This window comes from Humibacter ginsenosidimutans, assembly GCF_007859675.1.
GTDB lineage: Bacteria > Actinomycetota > Actinomycetes > Actinomycetales > Microbacteriaceae > Humibacter > Humibacter ginsenosidimutans.
Map to the genome: position 1 here is coordinate 2,188,646 of NZ_CP042305.1, position 20,342 is coordinate 2,208,987.

14 protein-coding genes are annotated in these 20,342 nt (G+C 69.0%); 7 read left to right on the forward strand and 7 right to left on the reverse strand.

The window, feature by feature from the left end; genetic code table 11:
• The first annotated feature begins 101 nt into the window (after window positions 1-101).
• Complete coding sequence (locus FPZ11_RS10065; protein WP_146320569.1) at window positions 102-971, forward strand: fumarylacetoacetate hydrolase family protein; 870 nt, start codon at window positions 102-104, stop codon at window positions 969-971.
• 198 nt (window positions 972-1,169) lie between these two features.
• Here the strand turns inward: FPZ11_RS10065 and FPZ11_RS10070 are convergent, their stop codons facing one another.
• Both FPZ11_RS10070 and FPZ11_RS10075 read right to left on the reverse strand, forming a co-directional pair.
• Window positions 1,170-2,864 carry a class I adenylate-forming enzyme family protein gene (locus FPZ11_RS10070; RefSeq protein ID WP_146320570.1) on the reverse strand — a complete coding sequence of 565 codons (1,695 nt, stop codon included), beginning with the start codon at window positions 2,862-2,864 and terminating at the stop codon, window positions 1,170-1,172.
• Window positions 2,861-3,721, reverse strand: coding sequence for an SDR family oxidoreductase (locus FPZ11_RS10075; protein ID WP_246846174.1), 861 nt, complete (start codon window positions 3,719-3,721; stop codon window positions 2,861-2,863). The genes FPZ11_RS10070 and FPZ11_RS10075 overlap by 4 nt, the downstream gene beginning before the upstream one ends.
• Before the next feature lie 121 nt (window positions 3,722-3,842).
• On the opposite strand from FPZ11_RS10075, the gene FPZ11_RS10080 reads away from it, so the two are divergent.
• Together FPZ11_RS10080 and FPZ11_RS10085 are read left to right on the forward strand one after the other, a co-directional pair.
• Complete coding sequence (locus FPZ11_RS10080) at window positions 3,843-4,781, forward strand: aminoglycoside phosphotransferase family protein (protein WP_146320572.1); 939 nt, start codon at window positions 3,843-3,845, stop codon at window positions 4,779-4,781.
• A gap of 210 nt (window positions 4,782-4,991) precedes the next feature.
• Entirely contained in the window at window positions 4,992-5,279 is a 288-nt protein-coding gene (locus tag FPZ11_RS10085) for a hypothetical protein (protein ID WP_146320574.1), read from the forward strand.
• Between the two features lie 247 nt (window positions 5,280-5,526).
• Here FPZ11_RS10085 and FPZ11_RS10090 read toward each other — a convergent pair whose 3' ends face one another.
• Window positions 5,527-8,100: a winged helix-turn-helix domain-containing protein gene (locus FPZ11_RS10090; protein WP_146320575.1), complete on the reverse strand. Its 2,574-nt coding sequence runs from the start codon at window positions 8,098-8,100 to the stop codon at window positions 5,527-5,529.
• 113 nt (window positions 8,101-8,213) lie between these two features.
• Between FPZ11_RS10090 and FPZ11_RS10095 the strand changes: the two genes are divergently transcribed.
• The 3 genes from FPZ11_RS10095 to FPZ11_RS10105 are packed head-to-tail and all read left to right on the forward strand — an operon-like array spanning window position 8,214 to window position 9,888.
• Window positions 8,214-8,573, forward strand: coding sequence for an ArsR/SmtB family transcription factor (locus FPZ11_RS10095; protein WP_246846175.1), 360 nt, complete (start codon window positions 8,214-8,216; stop codon window positions 8,571-8,573).
• Window positions 8,570-9,037: an SRPBCC family protein gene (locus FPZ11_RS10100; protein ID WP_146320579.1), complete on the forward strand. Its 468-nt coding sequence runs from the start codon at window positions 8,570-8,572 to the stop codon at window positions 9,035-9,037. The genes FPZ11_RS10095 and FPZ11_RS10100 overlap by 4 nt, the downstream gene beginning before the upstream one ends.
• Window positions 9,038-9,069: 32 nt before the next feature.
• On the forward strand, window positions 9,070-9,888 hold the full coding sequence (locus FPZ11_RS10105) for an alpha/beta fold hydrolase (RefSeq protein ID WP_146320581.1): 819 nt from the start codon (window positions 9,070-9,072) through the stop codon (window positions 9,886-9,888).
• A gap of 242 nt (window positions 9,889-10,130) precedes the next feature.
• Here the strand turns inward: FPZ11_RS10105 and FPZ11_RS10110 are convergent, their stop codons facing one another.
• Window positions 10,131-10,835: a DUF998 domain-containing protein gene (locus FPZ11_RS10110; RefSeq protein WP_146320583.1), complete on the reverse strand. Its 705-nt coding sequence runs from the start codon at window positions 10,833-10,835 to the stop codon at window positions 10,131-10,133.
• 177 nt (window positions 10,836-11,012) lie between these two features.
• Between FPZ11_RS10110 and FPZ11_RS19235 the strand changes: the two genes are divergently transcribed.
• The gene (locus FPZ11_RS19235; RefSeq protein WP_168203790.1) at window positions 11,013-11,612 is read left to right on the forward strand and encodes a TetR/AcrR family transcriptional regulator; all 600 of its coding nucleotides are present in this window, start codon (window positions 11,013-11,015) and stop codon (window positions 11,610-11,612) included.
• Between the two features lie 312 nt (window positions 11,613-11,924).
• Here the strand turns inward: FPZ11_RS19235 and FPZ11_RS20085 are convergent, their stop codons facing one another.
• The 3 genes from FPZ11_RS20085 to FPZ11_RS10125 form a co-directional block, all read right to left on the reverse strand.
• Window positions 11,925-12,980, reverse strand: a complete 1,056-nt coding sequence (locus FPZ11_RS20085) for an alkaline phosphatase family protein (protein WP_302849644.1) — start codon at window positions 12,978-12,980, stop codon at window positions 11,925-11,927.
• 2 nt (window positions 12,981-12,982) lie between these two features.
• Complete coding sequence (locus FPZ11_RS20090) at window positions 12,983-14,248, reverse strand: sulfatase-like hydrolase/transferase (protein ID WP_302849645.1); 1,266 nt, start codon at window positions 14,246-14,248, stop codon at window positions 12,983-12,985.
• 150 nt (window positions 14,249-14,398) lie between these two features.
• Window positions 14,399-20,326, reverse strand: a complete 5,928-nt coding sequence (locus FPZ11_RS10125; RefSeq protein ID WP_146320587.1) for a DUF5979 domain-containing protein — start codon at window positions 20,324-20,326, stop codon at window positions 14,399-14,401.
• Between the last annotated feature and the right edge of the window lie 16 nt (window positions 20,327-20,342).

The following is a 20,342-nucleotide window of genomic DNA, read 5'->3' on the forward strand; positions in this document are numbered from 1 at the left end:
GACAACGTGTTCCCGTTCCGGACGTTCGCGTCCGCCGGGACGGGTGCACACGTCCGGAACGGGAACAGGTTCACACACGAACGTCACGAAAGGACGACCCCATGACTGACATCACGGCCCGCGCCCCGATCGGTCTCGCGCGCGTGCGCTCCGGCGACGACGTGCTCTGGACGGTGCGCAACGGCGACGTGTACGCACCACTGGGCGCGACGCTCGCCGAGCTGCTGCGTCTGCCGCGGGACGAAGCGCGGGGCGTCGTGGAGAAGGCGCGCGTCGATGCGGTGGGTGCGGGCATCCACGTCGACGCCGTGCTCGCTCCGGTCGACCCGGAGCACGAGGTGTGGGCGGCGGGCGTCACCTACCTGCGCAGCCGCGACGGCCGCATCGAGGAGGCCACGGACGGCTCGCCTTACGACCGCGTGTACGTCGCGAAGCGTCCCGAGCTGTTCTTCAAGGCGACCGGCCGCCGCGTCGTCGGCCCCGGCGAGCCCGTCGGCGTGCGCGTCGATTCCGGCTGGGACGTGCCGGAGCCCGAGCTCGGTCTGGTGATCGACGCAGGGGGCGACATCTTCGGCTTCGTGGCGGGCGATGACGCGAGCAGCCGTTCGATCGAGGGCGAGAACCTGCTCTACCTGCCGCAGGCCAAGGTGTACACGGCATCGTGCGCGCTGGGACCGGAGATCGTTCCCGCCTGGCTGGCCGCGCCGCCGTTCGACATCGCGATGTCGATCGCCCGCGACGGCGCCACCGTGTTCGAGGGCAGCACGACGACGGATGCCATGGCCCGCACCCTGCCCGATCTCGCCGACTGGCTCTTCCGCGGCCTCGACTTTCCCGACGGCGTCATCTTGCTGACGGGTACCGGCGTGGTGCCCGGTGCCGACTTCACGCTCACGGCTGGCGATGTCGTGACGATCGCCGTCGACGACATCGGCACGCTGACGAACCCGGTGATCGCCGTCGGGCGCTGACACCCCTCACCCGGCGGGTTGAGGAGAACGCGAAGCGCGCCCCGTCCTGTGGGTTGAGGAGCACGCGAAGCGCGCGTCTCGTGACCCCCGGCATCTTCTGCGTACCGGGTTTCGAGACGCGCGCCATCGGCGCGCTCCTCAACCCTCGGTGTGTGCGAGTGGTCGCGAGCTGCTCGGCCCGCGGGCCGACGCGCATGACTACGGCGTGACGAACCTGCCTTCTGCTGCGTCCTGCGGCGCCTGTTCCTTGAGCTTGAAGTGCTGCTTCTTGCCGGTCGCCGTGTAAGGCAGCTCGGTGACGAACGTGTACCGCCTCGGACGCTTGTAGTCGGCGATCGCGACGCTCGCGCGCAAGAACGCGTCGAGCTCGCGTGCCGCATCGGCGGCATCCGTCAACGCGCCGTCGTGCGGCTGCACGTAGGCCACGACGAGCTCGCCCCACTGCGGATCGGGCAAACCGACGACGATCGAGTCGGCGACGCCGTCGTGCCCGGCGAGCACCTCTTCGACCTGCACCGGATGCACGTTCTCGCCGCCCGAGATGATCATGTCGTCTTTGCGGCCCACGATCGTGACGATCTCGTGCTCGTCCCAGGTGGCGAGGTCACCGGGGTAGACCCACCCCTGCCGGAACTTCTCCGCCTGCTCCTCGGGGTTGCCGAGGTAGGCGTAGCCGCTCTTCACGCTGCGCATGATGACCTCGCCGATCTCCTGCCCGTCCTTCTTCGCGTGCTCGTCGGGCGCGGAGATGCGATCCTTCTGCACCTTCACCACCGCGACGTCGTCGTCGAGGCAGGCACGCCCGGCCGCGCCCGCCGCGTCGGGCAGGTCGTCGGGACGCAGGTACGTGTTCCAGAACGCCTCGGTCGTGCCGTAGCCGTTGGCGATGCGCGGGGTGAGCACGCGCTGGTAACGGAGCGCGGCTGCACGGTCGAGAGGGGCGCCCATCGTGACGATGCCATGCAGGGAGCCGAGGTCGCGCGGCTGCCGCTCTTGGGCATCCGCGAGCCGCTCCAGGTTCGTGGGGGCGCCGATCACGTAGGTGAGACGGTGGTCCTGGATGCTGTCGAGCACCACCTGCGGATCGAATCTCGGCAGCGTGACGACCTCCGCGCCCACGAAGAACGCGGTGTTCGGCCCGGCGCAGTAGTTGCCGCCGCGATGGAACCACGGCGACATGTTCATCGTCTTGTCGCTCGGCGACAGCGGGAAGTGCATGATCACGTCGTGTGCGGTGAGCACCTCGTTGAGGCTGGTGAGCGGCACCGCCTTGGGCATGCCGGTGGTGCCGCTCGTGTAGAGGCGGGACGTCTCGTCCCAGGTGCTCGCGTCGGCAGGGGCGCGGAAGGAGGGCGCGGCATCCTCGAGCAGGTCGTCGAACGCGATGGCACCCGGCAGCAGCTCGCCGTCGCCGACGGCGGCGAGGATGCGCGGCGCGTGCGTCGCGAGCTCCAGTGCCGAGGCGACATTCGCGGAGTCGTTCGCGTCGTACACGAACACGGTGGGCTTCGCCTGATCGAGGATGTGCGCGGTCTCGGCGGGCGCGAGCCGGAAGTTCATCGGTGAGCTGACGGCGCGCAGCCCCTGCGCCGCGATGTAGAGGAACGCGAACTCCGGCGTGTTCATGAGCTGGTAGCAGACGATGTCGCCGACGCCGACGCCACGAGCACGGAGCCCTTCGACGAGGCGCCCGGTCACAGCGCCGAGTTCCTCGTACGTCCACGACCGGCCGGACGGCGGATCGGTCAACGCGGGAGAAGAGGCATACCTGTGCGTGTTGCGCTCGAACGCGGCAGCCCACGTGAAGTGGCTCTCGAAGACCTTCTGCAGCTCGCTCGGGTCGTAGTCGGTGTTGCGGGACTGCGCGTTCATGGACTGTGCGTCGTCGGTCATCGTGGCCTCTCTTCTCCTGTCGTTTCTCGTCGTTCGGGTTCGCGGCTCTCGCGCTGCGCGGCGCGCACCTCCGACCAGTACGGCGGTGCGACGATGGTGAGCCCGCCGTCGACGACGAGCGTGTGACCCGTGATGTAGCTCGCCTCCGGCGACAGCAGGAACCGCACCGCATACGCCAGGTCGTCCGGGGTGCCGATGCGTCCCAGCGGAACGCGCTCGGCCATGGTCGCGGCATCAGGCAGTGCAGGGTCGTCGTAGTAGTGCCGAAAGGAGTCGGTGTCGAAGAGACCGCCGTTCACGGCGTTCACCGTGATTCCCCGTTCCCCGAACTCGGCGGCCATGTGACGCACCCACGACTCGAGAGCGGCCTTGTCCGCCCCGATGGCGCCATAGGCGGGGAACGCACGCTGGGCGCCGTAGCTGGTGACGGCGACGATGCGGCCGCTGCGGGGCATCCTCGTCACGGCGCGCTGCGCGAGCAGCACGAACGAGCGCACGTTGGTCTGCCACGACCGCTCGAGGTTCGACGGCGAGAGCCGCTCGATGGGTTTGAACGCGGATGCCGCGGCATTGGCCACCAGCCAGTCGAAGCGTGCCCCGTCGGCGAAGAGCGCCTCGATGTCGTCGGTCGACTCCAGTTCGAGTCGCACGGCTTTCGCGCTGCCGCCCGCTGCGCGGATGCCGGCGACGACCTCGTCCGCGGACTCGCGCGATCGGCGGTAGGTGATCGTCACGTCGACGCCGTCGGCCGCGAGGATCGCCGCGAGACGGGCGCCCACTCCGCGCGATCCGCCCGTGATGAGCGCGCGCGGCATGACGCGGGGCGCGTGCGGGTCGGGCACGGCGGGGTCGGGCATGAGCTGCTCCCAACGGGACGAATCCGTCGAGCTGGTGGCGCTCGGCGTCGGGTGTCGCCAGCTTAGAACCGCGTGCCGCGATCGCGGGAGACTCGGCCGCGTTCGCTACCCTGTAACGGCCATGCAGACCCCAGCAGCAGACCTCCGCGTCGACGAACGGCTCGTGCGCACCCTGCTGGCCGAGCAGCATCCCGATCTCACGGGCGAGCTGCGGCTGGTGGCGAACGGGTGGGACAACGTCATCTACCGGCTCGGCGACGACCTCGCCGTTCGCGTTCCGCGCCGCGACGTCGCCGCGCACCTCATCGCACACGAGCAGCGATGGCTGCCGGTGCTCGCGCCGCAGCTCCCGGTCCCCGTGCCCGTGCCCGTGCGGATCGGCGTGCCGAGCGCCACGTTCCGTTGGTCGTGGAGCGTCGTCGAGTGGGTCGAGGGGATCGACGGCGCGGATGTCGGGGCATCCGAACGCACACAGCTCGCGGTGCCGCTCGCCCGCTTCGTGACTGCACTGCACACCCCCGCCCCGCGCACGCCGGAGGGTCATCTGCATCCCGACGTGCCGATCAACCCGGTGCGCGGGGTTCCCCTGGCGTCGAGGGACCGCGCCGTGCGCGAACGACTGCGCGAGCTGGATCGGCTGTGGGATGTCACGGCACTCGGCTCGGTGTGGGAGGCCGCCCTCGACGCGCCGCGCTGGCAGGGACCCCCGATCTGGCTGCACGGCGACCTGCATCCCGGTAACCTGCTGCTCGACGACCGCGGCGCCCTCGCGACCGTCATCGACTTCGGCGACCTCACCGCGGGGGACCCGGCGACCGACCTCGCCACGGCCTGGCTCTCGTTCCGGCCGGAGGCCCGCGCCGTGTTCCGCGCCGTGGTCGCCGACGGCTCGCACCCCGACAGCGGGGCCAAGGATGCCGCGACCTGGCTGCGCGCCCGCGGCTGGGCGCTGTGCATGGGAACGGCGCTGGCCACGGCATCCGACGACAACCCGCGCATGCACGCGCTCGGCACGCACGTTCTCGGCGAGCTGCTGCGCGAGGCGTACGAGAACGCCTGACGGAACGGGTCGAGGAGCACGCGAAGCGCGCGTCTCGAAACCCGTCACGTTCTTGTTGCAGGGCCGGGTTTCGAGACGCCCACGGCTGCGCCGTGCGCTCCGCAACCCTCGGTGTCTCCGCCCACGGCTGCCGCCGTGCGCTCCGCGGCCCTCGGGACTCTCATAACCTCGGCATACCGCGCGCCGAACCCGCCCGGGAAACATGGCGCCATGCCCGACTACGCCGCCGAGATCGAATTCCTCGCTCCCGCGTTCGCGGGCGCCGAGTTCCGCATGCTCCGTCGCCAGCTCGTTCCCCTGCTGGAACAGTCCTGCGGCGTCGAGCAGGTGCGCGCCGATCGTGCCGCCCGCTCCATCACCGCCGACGTCGTGGTGAACGCCCCGAGTTCGTCCACAGCGGCGGCCAAAGCAGGGTCGATGGCGCGGGCGGCGCAGGCTCAGACCCGCAAGGTGCGCAGCGGGCTGATCACCCTGCGGGTCGAGCTGCGCCGCGACTGACGCGCGCCCACGATCGCGGCGTCGTTCCTCTCCGAGGATCGGCATGCATGCGCGCGCATACACCCCCCGAACAGGGGTCAGACGTCTGGTAGGTTGGAGATGGTTTCGCTGGATGTGGCATCGAGCACTCCAACCGGTTCGATCCGGGAGGGAGGCAGTCGATGCGTTCCCGGTCGGGACTCAGGGAATCCTGGCGGTCGAGTGTTCGGGTCACTTCGCCTCCGGGATTCCCGCTTGCCGCCGATCATCAGAGAATCGCCCGCACCGCCTCCCGCCTGCTCGACACGCCGAGTTTGCGGTAGATCGTCCTGGTGTGCGTCTTGACCGTGTTCACCGAGAGCCCGAGCTGCTCGGCGATGTCGGTGAGGCGCAGGTCGGTGCGCAGGTAGCCGAACACCTCGCGCTCCCTGTCCGACAACGCGACCTGCGTGTGCGACGGCGCGGACAGCGACGCGATGAACCCGGTGTGCGTGCTGCCCCATGCGCCGTGCTCGCGAAGCAGGGCGCGCAACTCCGGGAGGTCATCGGCGAACGGCCGGCGGATGCCTCGCGGGGCTGCGAGGTCGAGCGCGTGTTCGAGAAGCTCGTGGGCATCCTCGATGTTGCCCTCGTCGCGCTGCACGAGAGCCAGGGTCACGAGCGAGGATGCCCGCACGAACGGTGCCTGCCCCGTCTCGCGGATCTGCCGCAGCAGCGCCACCGCGTCGGCGTCGCCGAGCACTCGCCTCGCGGTGCCTGCGAGAAGCACGGCAGCCGCCGGAATGTTGCGCACGCGCTCGAAGCGCGTGATGATCGCCGCCGCGCGGTCGTTGCGCCCCTCCGCCGCGGCCAGCATCGCCAGCGACACCATGCGATAAGCGGGCCACGGCACTCCGTGCAGTTCGGTCTCCGGGATGCCGCGCAGCAATTCGATCGCCTCGGCCCGCTCTCGCCGATCCCCCGCCACGGCGGCGATGATGCCGAGGTAATGGCGGGCGATACCCGCGAACGACGTAGGACCGGCGCCGCTCTCGATCACCCTGCGAAAACGGGTGCGCGCCTCGTCGAGATCGTTCGACCAGAACGCCACCCAGGCCGCCGCGGTGTTCTCCGCGCCGCCGATGTAGGCCTGCCAGTTGTCGCGCGCAGCCTCTTCGGCGTCGAGGTCGGCGAGCAGTTCTCGCGAGCGCTCGAAGTCGCCCCGGAACGCGAGCATGAAGGCGAGCATGCCCGTCGCCCGGCGCTGCATGGTCGACTCGCCGATCGCGATCGCAGCCGCCCGCGCGGCCGACAGCGTCTCGACCCCGCCGTCGATGTCGACCCGCTGGTACACCATCGTCACGCCGATCAGCAGCAGCAGCGCGGCACGCGCGAGCGCACTCGCCGGCGGATCGGCGTCGAGTGCGGCGCGCACACGCGTGATGGTCTCCACGAGTTCGCCGTAACTGTCGTGCAGATAGAGGCCGGCGACATCCGCTGTGCGCTCCGCCCGTGCCCGTTCCGGCATCGCGAGCTCGCCCACCAGCGACCGCGCCCTGCGGAAGAGCCGCTGTCCATCGGTGCGGTTGCCGCCGACGTCGATGGCGCACGCCCTGATCATCAGCACCTCGGGGTCGGATGCCCAGGGCTCGGCGAGCGCACGGCATGCGTGATCGAGGGCGTCGCCGTTGGGACCCAGCAAGAGCGCGACCCAGCTGTCTCTGAGCACCTGCACGGCGGCATCCACGTCGCCGCCGGCGATCCACTGATCGATCGAGCGCAGGGGATCGCTGCCCGCCAGAGCCTCGGCGGCGACTCTGTGCAGCCGACGCGCGCGACGGGAGTCGTCGCGCTCGAGCACGGCGCGGCACCGCACCGCGAACACCGAGTGCCAGCGATAGACGGCGGACGGGCCGGGCTCGCCGTACCGGTCGAGGAAGAGGCCGCGGCGCACGCACTCCTCGAGCACGGAAGAGGCATCGGCACGACCCGTGAGCGTCTCGGCGAGGGCGCCGTCGAGCACCGAGGTCGTCGTGGCGGCGAGCACGAACTCGCGAAGCTCAGCCGGCAGCACGCCCAGCACCTCGTCGGCGATGAAGTCGGTGAGACTCGGGGTTCCCTCGTGCAGGGCCGTCGCGCTGGATGCCTCGCCTGACACGAGCGCGAGTCGCACCGCCGCCGCCCAGCCGTCGACCTCGCGAGAGAGACGTTCCGACTGCTCGGCGCTCATGGCCACCCCGAAGTGCTCGGCCGCCAGCCGCGTCTCGTCGCTCGTGAGCCGCAGCACGTCCGCACCGATCGACGCGGCGTCTCCGGCGAGCAGCAGTCGATCCACAGGGAGCAGCCGGTTCTCCCTGCTGATGAGCACGATGCGCAGCGACGTCGGGGCCCGTTCGAGCAGGGCGCCGACGATGCTCGCCTGCACCGCGTCCTTGGCCCGGTGCAGGTCGTCGATGACCAGTGCGATGGGCTCTCCGGATGCCGTCAGCGCGTCGGACACCGCCGCGTACAACGCCGCGTCGTCGCGGGAGTCGGCGTCGACGCCGAGCATCTCGGCGAGCTCAGGGTCGTCCGACCGCAGGGCGGCGCCGCGCAGCGCGAGCACCACCCCGGCGGACAGTCGTTTGGCGTCGGCATCGTGACGGGAGAGGGAGAGCCAGGCCACGGGCATCCTCGTCTGCCTCGCCCATTGAGTGACGGCGACGGTCTTTCCCATGCCGCTCGGCGCGGTGACCAGTGTGACGCGATGGTGCTCGACCGCGTCGGCGACGGCGTCGACCACGCGCTGCCGCAGAGCCACGCGCGATGGCGCGGGCGGTGCGAAGCGCGCATCTCCGTCGAACACGTCGGGCCGCGACTGCATGAGTCGAGATTACGGCGTGTCGGACAGGGGCCGTTCGTCTGGCCCTCCGTGGTCGCGCAGGAGGAGTCTCAGGGGGCCTTGACGGCGCGCGATCGATGTCGTATTTTCCTTGTGTGGAAATTTCCTCTACAGGAAAATATGCCGACACCATCGGCCCCGTCTTCGCCGCCCTCTCCGATCCGACCAGACGTCGCATCGTCGAGACGCTGCACGACGGCGAGTCCACCGTCGGCGACCTGGCGTCCCGGCTCGGCGTGGGCGCACCGGCGATGTCGAAGCACCTCACGGTGCTCGAGAATGCAGGTCTGGTCTCCCGTCGACGCGACGCCCAGCGCAGGATGTGCCGGCTCGTGCCCGCGGGGTTCCGCGACCTGAATGCCTGGGCGCGCCGCTACGAAGCGCTCTGGGCCGGCAGCCTCGACAACCTCGGCGACTACCTCGAGGAGCTCTCGGCCGAGGGAGGCGCACGATGACGGACACGGGCATCCACCTTTCCCGCACGCTGCCGGCAGCACCGGAGCTCGTGTTCCGCACACTGTCGGAACGCGAACACCTCATGCGCTGGTGGGGTCCGCCGAACTGCCGAGTCGTCGAGTGCGATGTCGACTTCCGGGTCGGTGGCGTGTGGCACTACCGGCTGGCATCCGCCGACGGCACGCAGCACTGGAGCCGCGCGGTCTATCGCGAGATCGAGCCGAGCCGACGCATCGTGTACGCGGAGACCGGATCGGATGCCGCCGGCCGCGTCGTGCACGACCGCCCGGCATCCGTCGGCACGATCTCGCTCACAGCGGTGCCGACCGGCACGCTGCTCGACGTGCGCCTCGTGTTCGTCTCGCCGCTCGATCGCGACCGCGCGGTGGCGAACGGCGTCGTGACGGGTTTCACGGCCGCACTGGACCAGCTCGAGGACATGCTGGCGCAGCCGGCCCGGTGAGCGCGAACGAATTGGATCGAAGGGAAACGACGATGTCTGAGACCACGACCACCGCGGTGCACTCCGCCGACGGAACGGCCATCGCCTACGAGCTGCACGGCGATGGGCCGGGCGTCATCCTCATCGACGGCGCCATGTGCTTCAGGGGCGCGGGCCCGATGCGCGGACTGAGCGCCCAGCTCGACGACGACTTCACCGTGCTCACGTACGATCGCCGGGGACGCGGCCAGAGCTCCGACACCGCGCCGTTCGGCGTCGATCGCGAGCTCGACGACCTCGACGCCCTGCTCGAGCCGCTGCTCGACTCCACGGGAACGGGCTGCGCGGCTCCCGCGCTGCTCGGCATCTCGTCGGGCGCCGCGCTTGCGCTGCGCGCGGCCGCACACCTCGGCGATCGCATCCGCAGCGTCGTGGTCTACGAGCCGCCGTTCATGCCCGAGCCGTTCGTGGCGGGCGCGAGCGATTACACGGCGGCATTGGGTGCGGCCCTGGCCGCCGGGGACCGCGACCGGGCCGTCGCCCTGTTCCTCGGTCGGGTCGGGATGCCCGAACAGGCCATCGCGGGCATGCAGCAGTCCCCCGCGTGGCAGGGCATGACCGCCATCGCGCCGACCCTCGCCTACGACGACGCACAGCTGGGCGACAGCAGGGTGCCGACCGAAATCGTCGCGCGGATCGCGGCGCCCGTGCTGGCCCTCGCGGGCGGAGCGAGTCCTGAGATGCTGCAGTACGGCGCCCGCGAAGTGGCGGCGAGCGCGCGCAACGGCGCGTTCGACGTGCTCCCCGAGCAGGGGCACGACGTGGATGCCGCAGTGCTGGCCGCGGGCATCCGCGAGTTCCTGCGCCCCTGAGTCGCCCCGGCGGCAGGCCCCGACCCCGCCCGCCCCACCCCGGCCACTCAGCCCCGTGGCCGGCTACTCAGCCCCCGCGGCCGGCGGCTCCTCCCGGGCCGCCGCCGAGCGCTTCAAGTCGCGATTTTCGCCCTTATGGCGCCGCATAAGGGCGAAAATCGCGACCTGAACGATGACGGGACGGGAGCGGAAGTCGTGACGGGAGCGGCAGGAGTTGGGCGACTGGCGGGATGGGCGGAAGGTCAGTCCAACGGGACCTCGATGCGGCCCGCCTCGGCGGCCTCGCGGTAGAAGAGCACCGAGGCGACGCTGAGCCACGCCCACGACACGACGACGGCGATCGTGAACACCACCGTCGCCAGCGCCGATCCGGCGCCCGACGCCACGAAGCCGAATCCCACGAGCAGCAGCACTCCCGCGATGACACTGCACACGGCGAGTGCTCGGGAGGTCTGCCCCACTCGGCGCGCCACGAGGAACGCCCACACGGCGAACGCGACGAAGCCGAGACCGCCGCAGGCCAGATGCACCATGCCGTGCCAGGTGAACGAGGCTCCGGCGACGTCGGGGGCGAACACCCCGGCCCCGACGAGCAGGATGCCGTACCCGGCCAGGTAGGCCCATGCGGTTCGCGCCGCTCCGGCACTGACGTGTCGGTGGATTCCGACCGCCCCCGCGATCACCATGAGACCGGTGAGCACGAAGACGACGACGTGGATCCAGCCTGCCGACCCCGTCGACAAGAGACTCCAGCTGTCATGCGCGAAGTCGAAGCCCGACGTGAGCAGGCCCTGGATGACCGAGGCGATCACATAGAACGGACCCGCGATCACGCCGTAGCCGAGCAGGGACTTCGTCACGCGCGCCTCCGGCGTGCAGTCGATGCGCACGTTCGGCGCTGCCGCACCGACGCCCTGTGCGGCAGCGCCGCTCTCCGATGGCGACATGACGATCACCCTCCACCTGATCCCAATCGAAACCGAACCGTTCAGTTTTGTTTGATGCTAGGCTCGATCCACGACGAGGTCAAGAGCGTGTCGCGTGAGCGCGCCATCGCGTGCGGCGGGCTCCGATCCCGCCAGCTCATCGAAAGCGTCGTCCCATCGAAAGCGGGGAGCAGAAGGATGCGCGCACGCAAGTCGGCAGAGATCCTCACCGCCGCCCGCGAGCTGTTTCTCCGCGATGGCTTCGCCGCCACCTCGATCGACGCCATCGCGGGTGCCGCCGGCGTCTCCAAGGCCACCGTCTACAGCAACTTCGCCGACAAGGATGCCCTGCTCATCGCCCTGCTCGCGGCCGTCACCGAGGAGTCGGCCGCGATCCTCGCCCGAGCGGCCGACGTGCTCGAGGGCGACGGGCCGGCACGGGACCGCTTCATCGCGCTCGGCACCTCGGTGGTGAACGGAGTGCTGCGACCCGAGGTGCTGAGCCTGCGGCGGCTGGCGATTGCGCAGGCATCCGCGTTCCCCGAGCAGGTGGCGGAGTTCTGGCGACGCGGACCGGCCTCCACCATCGAGCTGGTCGCGGGCCAGCTCGAGCGCATGACGGCAGCGGGCGAGCTGCGCACGCCCGACCCGCGCGAGGCATCCGTGCAGCTCACCTACGCGCTGACCGGGTCGTTCCAAGACCGAGCGCTGCTCGTCGGCGAGCGCCCCACCGCGAAGCAGATCTCGGCGCACGTCTCGGCCACGGTCGACGCATTCCTGCGCGCCCACGCCGCCTGATCGGCGTCGCCGGCGTCACAGACGTCGCCTGCGTCACCAACGTCGCCTGCGTCACAGACGTCGCCTGCATCGCTGACCGACTCTCCGTTCAGGTCGCGATTTGTGCCCTTGTGAGCCGCCATAAGGGCACAAATCGCGACTTGAGCGGGGTGGTGACGGGAAGCGGCCGGTGGTGACGGGAAGCGGCTGGTGGTGACGGAAAGCACTGACGGTGACGGAAAGCACTGGCGGTGACGGACAGTACTGGTGGTGACCGGGCACGCAGGATGCCCGGACCGAACCGGCCCGGGCATCCACGTGGTGCGCCGTGCTCTATTCGCGCGCGAGCGCGGCGAGCGCCTCCAGCTCGAGGTCGAGGTATTGCTCGTCGCTGACGTCGATTCCGACGCCGAGCAGCGTTCCACCTGTGAACGGGAAGCCGTCGGAGTACTGCTCACTCACCGGGTCTGCGCTGTCGAAGCCCACGCAGAGCCCGTCGCCGGCGAGCGTGAACTTGCCGATCTGCGCCCGCATCGGCCCCTCGGCGACCACCTGGTCGTCGACGTACAGCCGGCACGTGCCGAGCGACTCGCCGTGCTCGCCCGCGCTCTCGCGCACGAACTCCACGCCGAGAGCGTGCTTGCCAGGCGTGAGCGGCCCCGATGTGAACGTCTGTTCCGGCGGGATGCCGAGGAAGTTGTACACGTAGTTCAGCGTGCCTTCCTCGATGAACAGCGAGTGGCCGCCGAAGCGGGAGCCGTGCGCGAAGAGCACTCCCTGGGCACCGTCATCGAGCACGACGTCGGCGATGATCTTGTACGACCTGCCGCGCAGGCTCACCGCGACGCTCTCGGCGACGGCCGTCGTGTGAGGGTAATAGATGTAGCGGTTGCGCGCCGGCTCGGACTGCGGGCGCTCGATGTTGAGCTGCTCGCGGGCCGACCTGTCGTCGAGCGGCAGCACGTTGTTGCTCTCGGCCTCCTCGAACCACACGTCGATGAGCTCCTTGAGCTTCTCGGGATGCTCTGCGGCGAGGTCTTTCGACTCCGAGCGGTCGGCATCCACGTGGTAGAGCTCCCAGCGGTCCTCGTCGAAGCGACCGTGGCCCGTGAGCGGCGCATGGATGGCGGATGCCTTCCAGCCGTCCTTCCAGATGCCGCGCGTGCCGATCATCGCGTAGTACTGCACGTGCTTCTCGGTCGGCGCATCGGGCTGGGCGTCGAAGGAGTACTTCATCGAGACGCCGTCCAGCGGCCGCTGCTCGACACCGCGGAACACCGACGGCATCTCGATGCCGATCACGTCGAGCACCGTCGCCACGATGTCGACGGAGTGATGGTACTGGTGCCGCAGCTCGCCCTTCGCCTTGATGCCCGCCGGCCAGTGCACGATCAGCGGGTCGCAGGTTCCCCCGAGAACTGCGCGTAGCGCTTGAACATCTGGAACGGCGTCGAGAACGCCGTCGCCCACCCCGTCGGGTAGTGGTTGTAGGTCTCCGGGCCGCCGAGCACGTCGATCTTCGACAGGTTCTCGGCGAGGTCGTCGGGGAACCCGTTGAAGAACTTGTTCTCGTTGACCGATCCGTCGGGTGATCCCTCTCCTGACGCCCCGTTGTCGGCGCAGTAGAAGATGAGTGTGTTGTCGAGCTGCCCCGTCTCTTCCAGGTAGTCGATGATGCGCCCGATCTGGACATCCGTGTACTCGCTGAAACCGGCGAACACCTCCGCCATGCGGCTGAAGAGCCTCTTCTCGTCGTCGCTGAGGGTCTCCCACGGCTTCACGTAGTCGGCGGGGTTGGCCTGGTCTTCGGGAATCGGGTTGATGGGAGTGAGCGCGGTGTCGGCCGGCAGGATGCCCCGCTCGATCATGCGCGCGAGCACCCACTCGCGGTACGCGTCGTAGCCGTCGTCGAATGCGCCCTTGTACTTCTCGATGTACTCCTCGGGCGCGTGATGAGGAGCATGGTTCGCACCGGGGCAGAACCACGTGTACCAGGGCTTCGAGGGATTCGAGGCGTTCTGGTCGCGGATGAGCCGGATGGTCTGGTCTGCGAGGTCTTTCGAGAGGTGGTAACCCTCTTCGGGTGTGTACGGGGGCTCGACGAAGTGGTTGTCTTCGACGAGGTCGGGGTACCAGTTGTTGGTCTCGCCGCCGATGAACCCGTAGAAGCGGTCGAAGCCCTGGGCGAGAGGCCACTGCTCCTTGCTGCCGCCCGTCGACACGTCTTCTTCTGGCACGTTGTGGTCTTTGCCGACCCAGAACGTCGAGTAGCCGTTCGACTGCAGAACCTGGCCGATGGTGGCGCAGTCGGGCGCGAGGTGCCCGGAAGCGCCGGGGAATCCGTTCGTCGCCTCCGTGATCACTCCGAAGCCGTTCGGATGATGGTTGCGGCCGGTGAGCATCGTCGAGCGGGTCGGCGAGCACAGCGCGGTAGTGTGCCACTGCGTGTAGGTCAGACCGTTCTTCGCGAGGCGGTCGAGGGTCGGCATGTTGATGCGGCCCCCGTAGGGCGACCACGACGCCAGACCCGTGTCGTCGTAGAGGATCACCAGCACGTTGGGCGCGCCCTCCGGCGCCTTCGGCGACTCGTACGGTGCCCAGTCGGCGACCGAATCCCGCACATCGAGCTTGATCGTTCCGTTGAACTTCTTCGACATCGTTCCTCCCCAGCAGACATCAGCGTTCTGCGGTCACGGTACCCACGAATGGATGCCGCGAACGGAGTCAGTGCGCAGGGATCGTCCGCCGCGGGTGAGCGACGATCGCCGGGGATCGGGTGGCCGCCGCGTGCGACGGCCACCCGTGGGTCAGACGCGACGCCTGCGACGTCGAGCAACGAGCGCGGTGAGCGCCCCCGCGAGCATCAGGCCGGCCGCGGTGAGCAGTGGCCAGAGCAGGTCGGATCCGGTGCCGGGCAGCGATCCGCCCGACCCGGGCGTCGGCGACGGAGTCGGCGTCGGCGTCGGCGGATGCGCGTCGTACCGGTTCGTGATCGTGACGATCTGCGCAGCCGGAACCGGGTCATCCGATGTCGATGCCTCGGCGATCGTCACCGACGACGGGTCGATGGTGCGGGCATCCTCTCCATACGAGCCCGCATCGCCGTTCTCCGCTACGTCGCAGGACGCGCCGACCGGGATCCCGTCGATGCGGCCCTCGAGACCATCCGCCTTCGTCAGCGTGAGCGTCGACGCGTCGCCGAGGTCGAGCTGAGCATCGGCGGCGGCGCAGGTGACGTCGGCCTCGAAGCTGTCGGGCGCGCGGGATGCGTCGGTGCCGGTGACCTTCTTCACCACCTGCAACGACCCGGTGAGCGGACTCACCCCGACCTTGGTCGGTGCGGATGCGAGCGGTGCCCCTCCGCCGACGAGCGTCGCCTGCACTCCGACCTGGTTGTAATCGACGATGCCGGGCTGCGGCACGGTCGTCGTCATGCCCTGCGGATCGGACGCCGATTCGGGCTCATTGATCGTGCGCACCGACGCGGTGATCTTGTCACCGGGCGCGAGCGGTGCATCCTCGGGAAGGGTGACCACGACCCTGAGGCCGGTGATCGCGTCGGGCGCCCCCGTGTAGTCGGCCAGCGCCGTCCACGTGGAACCCGAGCACGTGGGATCCGTCGACCACTGGGTGGGCGTGCCGGAACCGATGCAGACCTGCGGGTCCGTCGACACCTCGAGAGTCTGAGTCGAGCCGTCCGGCGCGTTCACCTGCAGGCCGTAGGACTCGTCGAAGACGGCCTTCCAGTCGCTTCCCCGCGCCGCACCCGTCGCGAGCAGCTTGTCACCGGGCACCGGCAACGGGTCGACGAGCGTGACAGAGGTGTACGGCACGGTGCCGCTGTTGGTGACGGTCACGAGCCACTCATCGGTTCCACCCATGCGGGTGTTGGCCACGCAGGGCGCGTAGTAGTAGCCGTTCACCGGCAGGCATGTCAGATCGGGGTTGTTCGGGTCGCTCGCACCGCTCACCAGCGAGTCGACCACGTCACCCTGCACGCCCTTCGTGGCCTGCAGCGCCGGACCGGGAACCGGCTGCACGTAGTTGGTCGTTCCGCAGTCGGTCGCCGGCAGCCCCTGTACCGTGCCCTGTCCGTTTCCGGACGTGTTCGTGCACGCTGAGAGAGTCTGATCGGTGTTCACGACCATCTGGTTGGTGGTGGACTCGCCCTCGTTCAGCCCCGGCTGAAGGATGAGCCCGATCGTGATCGTGAACGTCTCACCCGGTCTCATCTGCTGACCGTCGTCGGGCCAGCTGAAGGTCAGGGTGCGCGCCGCGGTGTCCGGTGTCAGCGTGACGTCGGTGGACAGCGTTCCTCCCGCACTGTCGGTGTACGTGGGCTGCGTGCCGTTCCAGGTGAGGTACTTCGGCAGCGTGTCCACGAGTTGCGGCACGGTCAAGACGCCCGTGCCCGTGTTCGTGAACGTGAGCGTCCACGGCACCGACGACCCCACCGTGACCGTGTGCTTGTTTCCGGCCGGAGCCTTCGCCACGTCGAGGCGGAAGCTGCCGGGATCCAGAGCGAGCGACGCATCCGCGTCGTCCGTCACATCCGGGTAGAGCTCCGACGTTCCGTCCGTGCGCTGGGTGAGCGCGCTCGACCTGTCGTCGACGCTTCCCGGGAACGGAATCGTCGTGCCGTCGCGCGCGGTGTCGAGCAGCTGCACGTGGAGCACGGCGCTCGCGGTCCACGGTTGCGGCGGCGCCGTGTTGGAGAACAGCCCACCGTCGGAACGGGAGAACACGAAGCGGATGCCCGTCACGGCGTCCAGCTGCGTTCCCGCGGGCAGCGCCGCTGCTGCGGCCGCCGTGCCGAGGGTCCACGTGGTCGAGCCGTTCAGCTGCACGTCGACGCGCACCTGGTCGGCCCCGGCCGGCAAGGTCACGTCGGAGGCCGCGAACGACGTGAGCTTCATGTCGTTCCAGAACGACTGGTCGCTGTCTTCGATGGTGACCTGGTTGGTCGGCACTGTCGCCTTCGGCCCCTGCGTCGCGCCGAGCGTCACCGTCACCGGATTCGTCCGGTCGGCCTGCAGCATGCTCGTCGGAGAGATGGTCTTCGACGCGGTGACGTCGAGCTGCCCCTCGGTGAGCTGAACATCCTTTCCATCGCTGGCGAACGGCGTGCTGCCTTGCTGATCACCGGCCGGATAGAGCACGGGGTCGTAGGACTGGGCGAACGCCTGGTTCGAGACGGTTCGAGGCGTCACATAGGTGGTCGGGTCGCTGCGCAGGGTCTGCCGAACCTGCGTGTGCATGACCATCGTGAGCTTGTCGCCTGACGTGATGGTCCCGCCCGTGGTCGCGGGATCGGTGCCCTGGTAGACGACGCTCACCCCCACGACATCCGCGAGATCGGCGGCCGACATGGCCTGCGCCCCCGCGATCGTCGTGGTGGTCGTCGTCAGCTGACCGCCCGACCCGTAGTGCAGCAGGGTGACGACCGACGCGTTCGGATCGACCTCCGCCGCGTCATAGCTGAAGCTCACGCCCGTCAGCGTGAAAGCGTCGAACGGGTTGGCCGCGGTGTACGAGTAGCCGACATAGGGATCGGCCGCCCAGTCTTCCGGAGCGCTGACGCAGTCGCGGACCGTGTTGACACTGCACGGCATCGGGTCGGTGACGCGCACGTACGAAGCGCGAGACGACGACGTGCTGTTCGCGGTGACGGTGAAGTCGTTCGTCGGATAGTCGGCGACGGGCACGTCACCCGGGTGCGGGATCGGAATGGTCGTGTTCTGCGTCGCCTTCGTGACGCTGACACCCGGCGGCTGATCGATGATCAGGATCTGGTCGTCGGCTCCCGTGGTCTGCGGAGCGCCGTCCTGCGGAACGGCGTCGATCTGCTCGTGGTTGTTCACGAGCCCGTCGGCGTCGGTGTTGTAGTGGGTGGTGCCGTTCACCCAGGTGTTCGTGTGGCTCGGCACCCGCAGGGTGTTGCGCAGTGTCCACACGAGGTCGAACTCGCGGGGCACCGAACTCGACGCGATACCGGAGCCGGGCAGGGGACGCGTGGGGTCGGTCGATGCGGTCCGCGCATCGTCGTTGGGCACGACGGTGATGCGCATGCCGGTCGTCGCCTCCTGCTCCGCGGGAGACAGCGAGTAGCCCTTGAAGCCGGTGGCCGACATCCAACTGCCACTTGGCGGGTCGATGGTCACCCAGGCGCCGTTCTCGTAGAGCTGGACCTGTGAGACGGTGTCCCACTGCAGCAACGGGTCTTGCGTCGTCGTGATCGGAGCGATCGCCGTGAGGTTGAACGCCTGGAAGACGGTCGAGCCGGGATCCGCCGGCTTGTCGTCGCTGCCGAATCCCGGATCCGACACCGTGAGCGACGCGTATCCGGTGGACGTGACGCCCCAGTTCAGAACCGTTCCGGCCTGCTCGCTCGACTGGCTGTCGATCTGCGACTTGCCGGTCGAGAAGTTCGTCGGTTCCACCCATGACTTGCCGCGGATGAGCGTTCCGTTCGCGCCGGAGTGCGTCTCGATGGATGCGTTGTCATCGTCGGTCACGGGCTTGCCGGTGATCGTCGTCCCGCCGGCCTCGCCCTCGCCCTGCGCGGTGGCGGTGTTGTCGTAGACCGTGGGGCCGGCATCCGGCACGCTCGTCGGATCGTTGCCGTAACGTTGGTCAGCCCTCGCCTGGAACGTCAGGTTCGGCTGCACCGTCGTGCCCTGCGGGAAGCCATCGGGATCGGTGAACTCGAATTTGAGGCCCGTGATCGAGCCCTGCAGGCCGCTGGGGATCGTGCACTGATAGACCGTGACGCCCGCGACGGGAAGGCCGCACCAGTCCGCGGCCGTCCAGGTGTCACCGTCGTCCGTCGTGTACTCGATGTTGAGCGTCGCTCCCGCCGGCACCTGGGTCGGTGCGATGGCGATCGGGTTGAACGCGTTCCAGAAGCTCGTGGTGTCGTGCGGAACAGGAGCGACGTCGGTCACGGTGATCGAGTTGGGCTGGACGAACTGCGTCTCCGTGCTCGTCGTCGTCGGCAACTGCACGGTGACGGTGCCACCGGGGGCCACCGGGCTTTGCGCGGCGTCCGGAACGATCTTCTTGGTGAGGTCGAGATCGATGTCGGGTGCGTACACCGTGAGATCGGCGTTGGCGTCGGCCTGCGCCGACTTGTCGCCGCTGGCTCCCGACACGTCGACGGTGTTGGTGGACGTGCGAGGGCTTTCGGCAGCCGTGTACGCCAACGCCGGCGTCACACCGAACGACGCCGATGCGCTCGCGCCCTGATCGATGGGTCCGTGGAACGTGATCTCGAACCCCGTCACGTGGGCGGATGCCGGCGGGCTCGCCGACGGCGGGTTGTCAGTCCCCGGGCCGAAGTCCGAGGTGCTCGTCGAGTCGTCGCTGTAGGTCCAGACGATCGTGGCGGAGGTCGACGACGCGGGGAACGTCATCGGCCCGGTGAAGCCGTCGAACGGCAGCAGCGCGGTGAAATAGCCCTGGTCGGAGATCGTGAGGCTGTCGAGGGTGCCGTCGGAGGCGTTGGTCGCCGTGACCTTTCCGATGGACTGTGTGCCGCCCGGAATGCTGCTCGGAGTGAAGCTCTTGTCAGCGGTGACCCGCACGTTGATCGGCACGACGGAGTGCTCTGCCGTGGCATCCTTCGTGACCGGGTCGTGACCGGGAACATTCACGGTGCCGGAGGCCTCGTTGGTCGCGGTCCAGCCGTTGTCGAGCGCGGCGTCGGTGTCGCGGTTCGTCGCACGCTGCGTCACGGTGATCGGCACCGATCCCGCCGACCCGTTCGCGGTGATCGTGTCACCCGTCGAGCTCGAGAACGTGATGCGGATGCCCGCCACGTCGGCGTTGTCCGTCACAGAGCCTGGCAATACCGCGGGCGGCGGACCCGGATCGCCGTTCACCCAGCTGTAGGTGCCGTCCGGTCCTTTGACGTAGGCATCCACCTGCACCCGATCGGCTCCGTCGGGAAGCGTGATCGTGCCGAGCCCGGCGAAGTCCGTGTAGAGGAACGGATTGCTCGGGTCGAGCGTGGACGCACCGTCGACCGCCGTCGCGGGCTCCTGCAGCACGAGCGTGCTCGCCGGAACGTTGGAGGTGTTCTGCGTCGTGAGGTTGATCGTCGACTGCGCGCCCTCGGCGTACTGCTCGCTGGTGGGCGTCCAGTCCTTCGTCACCGCGGTGTCCACGGTCACCGGAACGTTGATGGTGACGCTCGCCGAACTGGACTGGGTCGCCGCATTGTCGGCAGTGACGGAGGCCTCGTTGGTGATCGTGGTGCCGTTGTAGGGCCAGGTCGGGGAGAGATCGCTCGGCACCTTCAATGTCACGCTGAGTGTGACGGCGCCTCCCGATGGCAGTCCCTTGCCACCGCCGGCCAGCGGATGGATCGCCGTGACCACAGCACCGCAGCCGTCGACGACGGTCATATTGGTGCAGCCCGTGACCTGCGCGGTCCAGTCGACGCCGGGGGTGCCGGGAGTCACGTTGTAGTTGACGATCGGAAACCCGTCGAACCCGTCGGGCAGCATATCGGTCAGCGACGCGTTCACGCAGTCGTTGTCGCTGCAGCTCACGCGGATGTTGAAGGTGAACTCGTCGCCCGGTGCGGGCGTCGGGTTGCTCACGGACTTCGCGATGGTCAGCGCGCCTTCACCGGCGGCAGCAGCCGGTGTCGTCGTGACGAGAACCCCGCCGAGCACGACGGCGATCACCCCGGCGAACGTCGCGATCCGCATCTTCCACGAACGTCGTTGCACGAGCGATCCCCCCGAA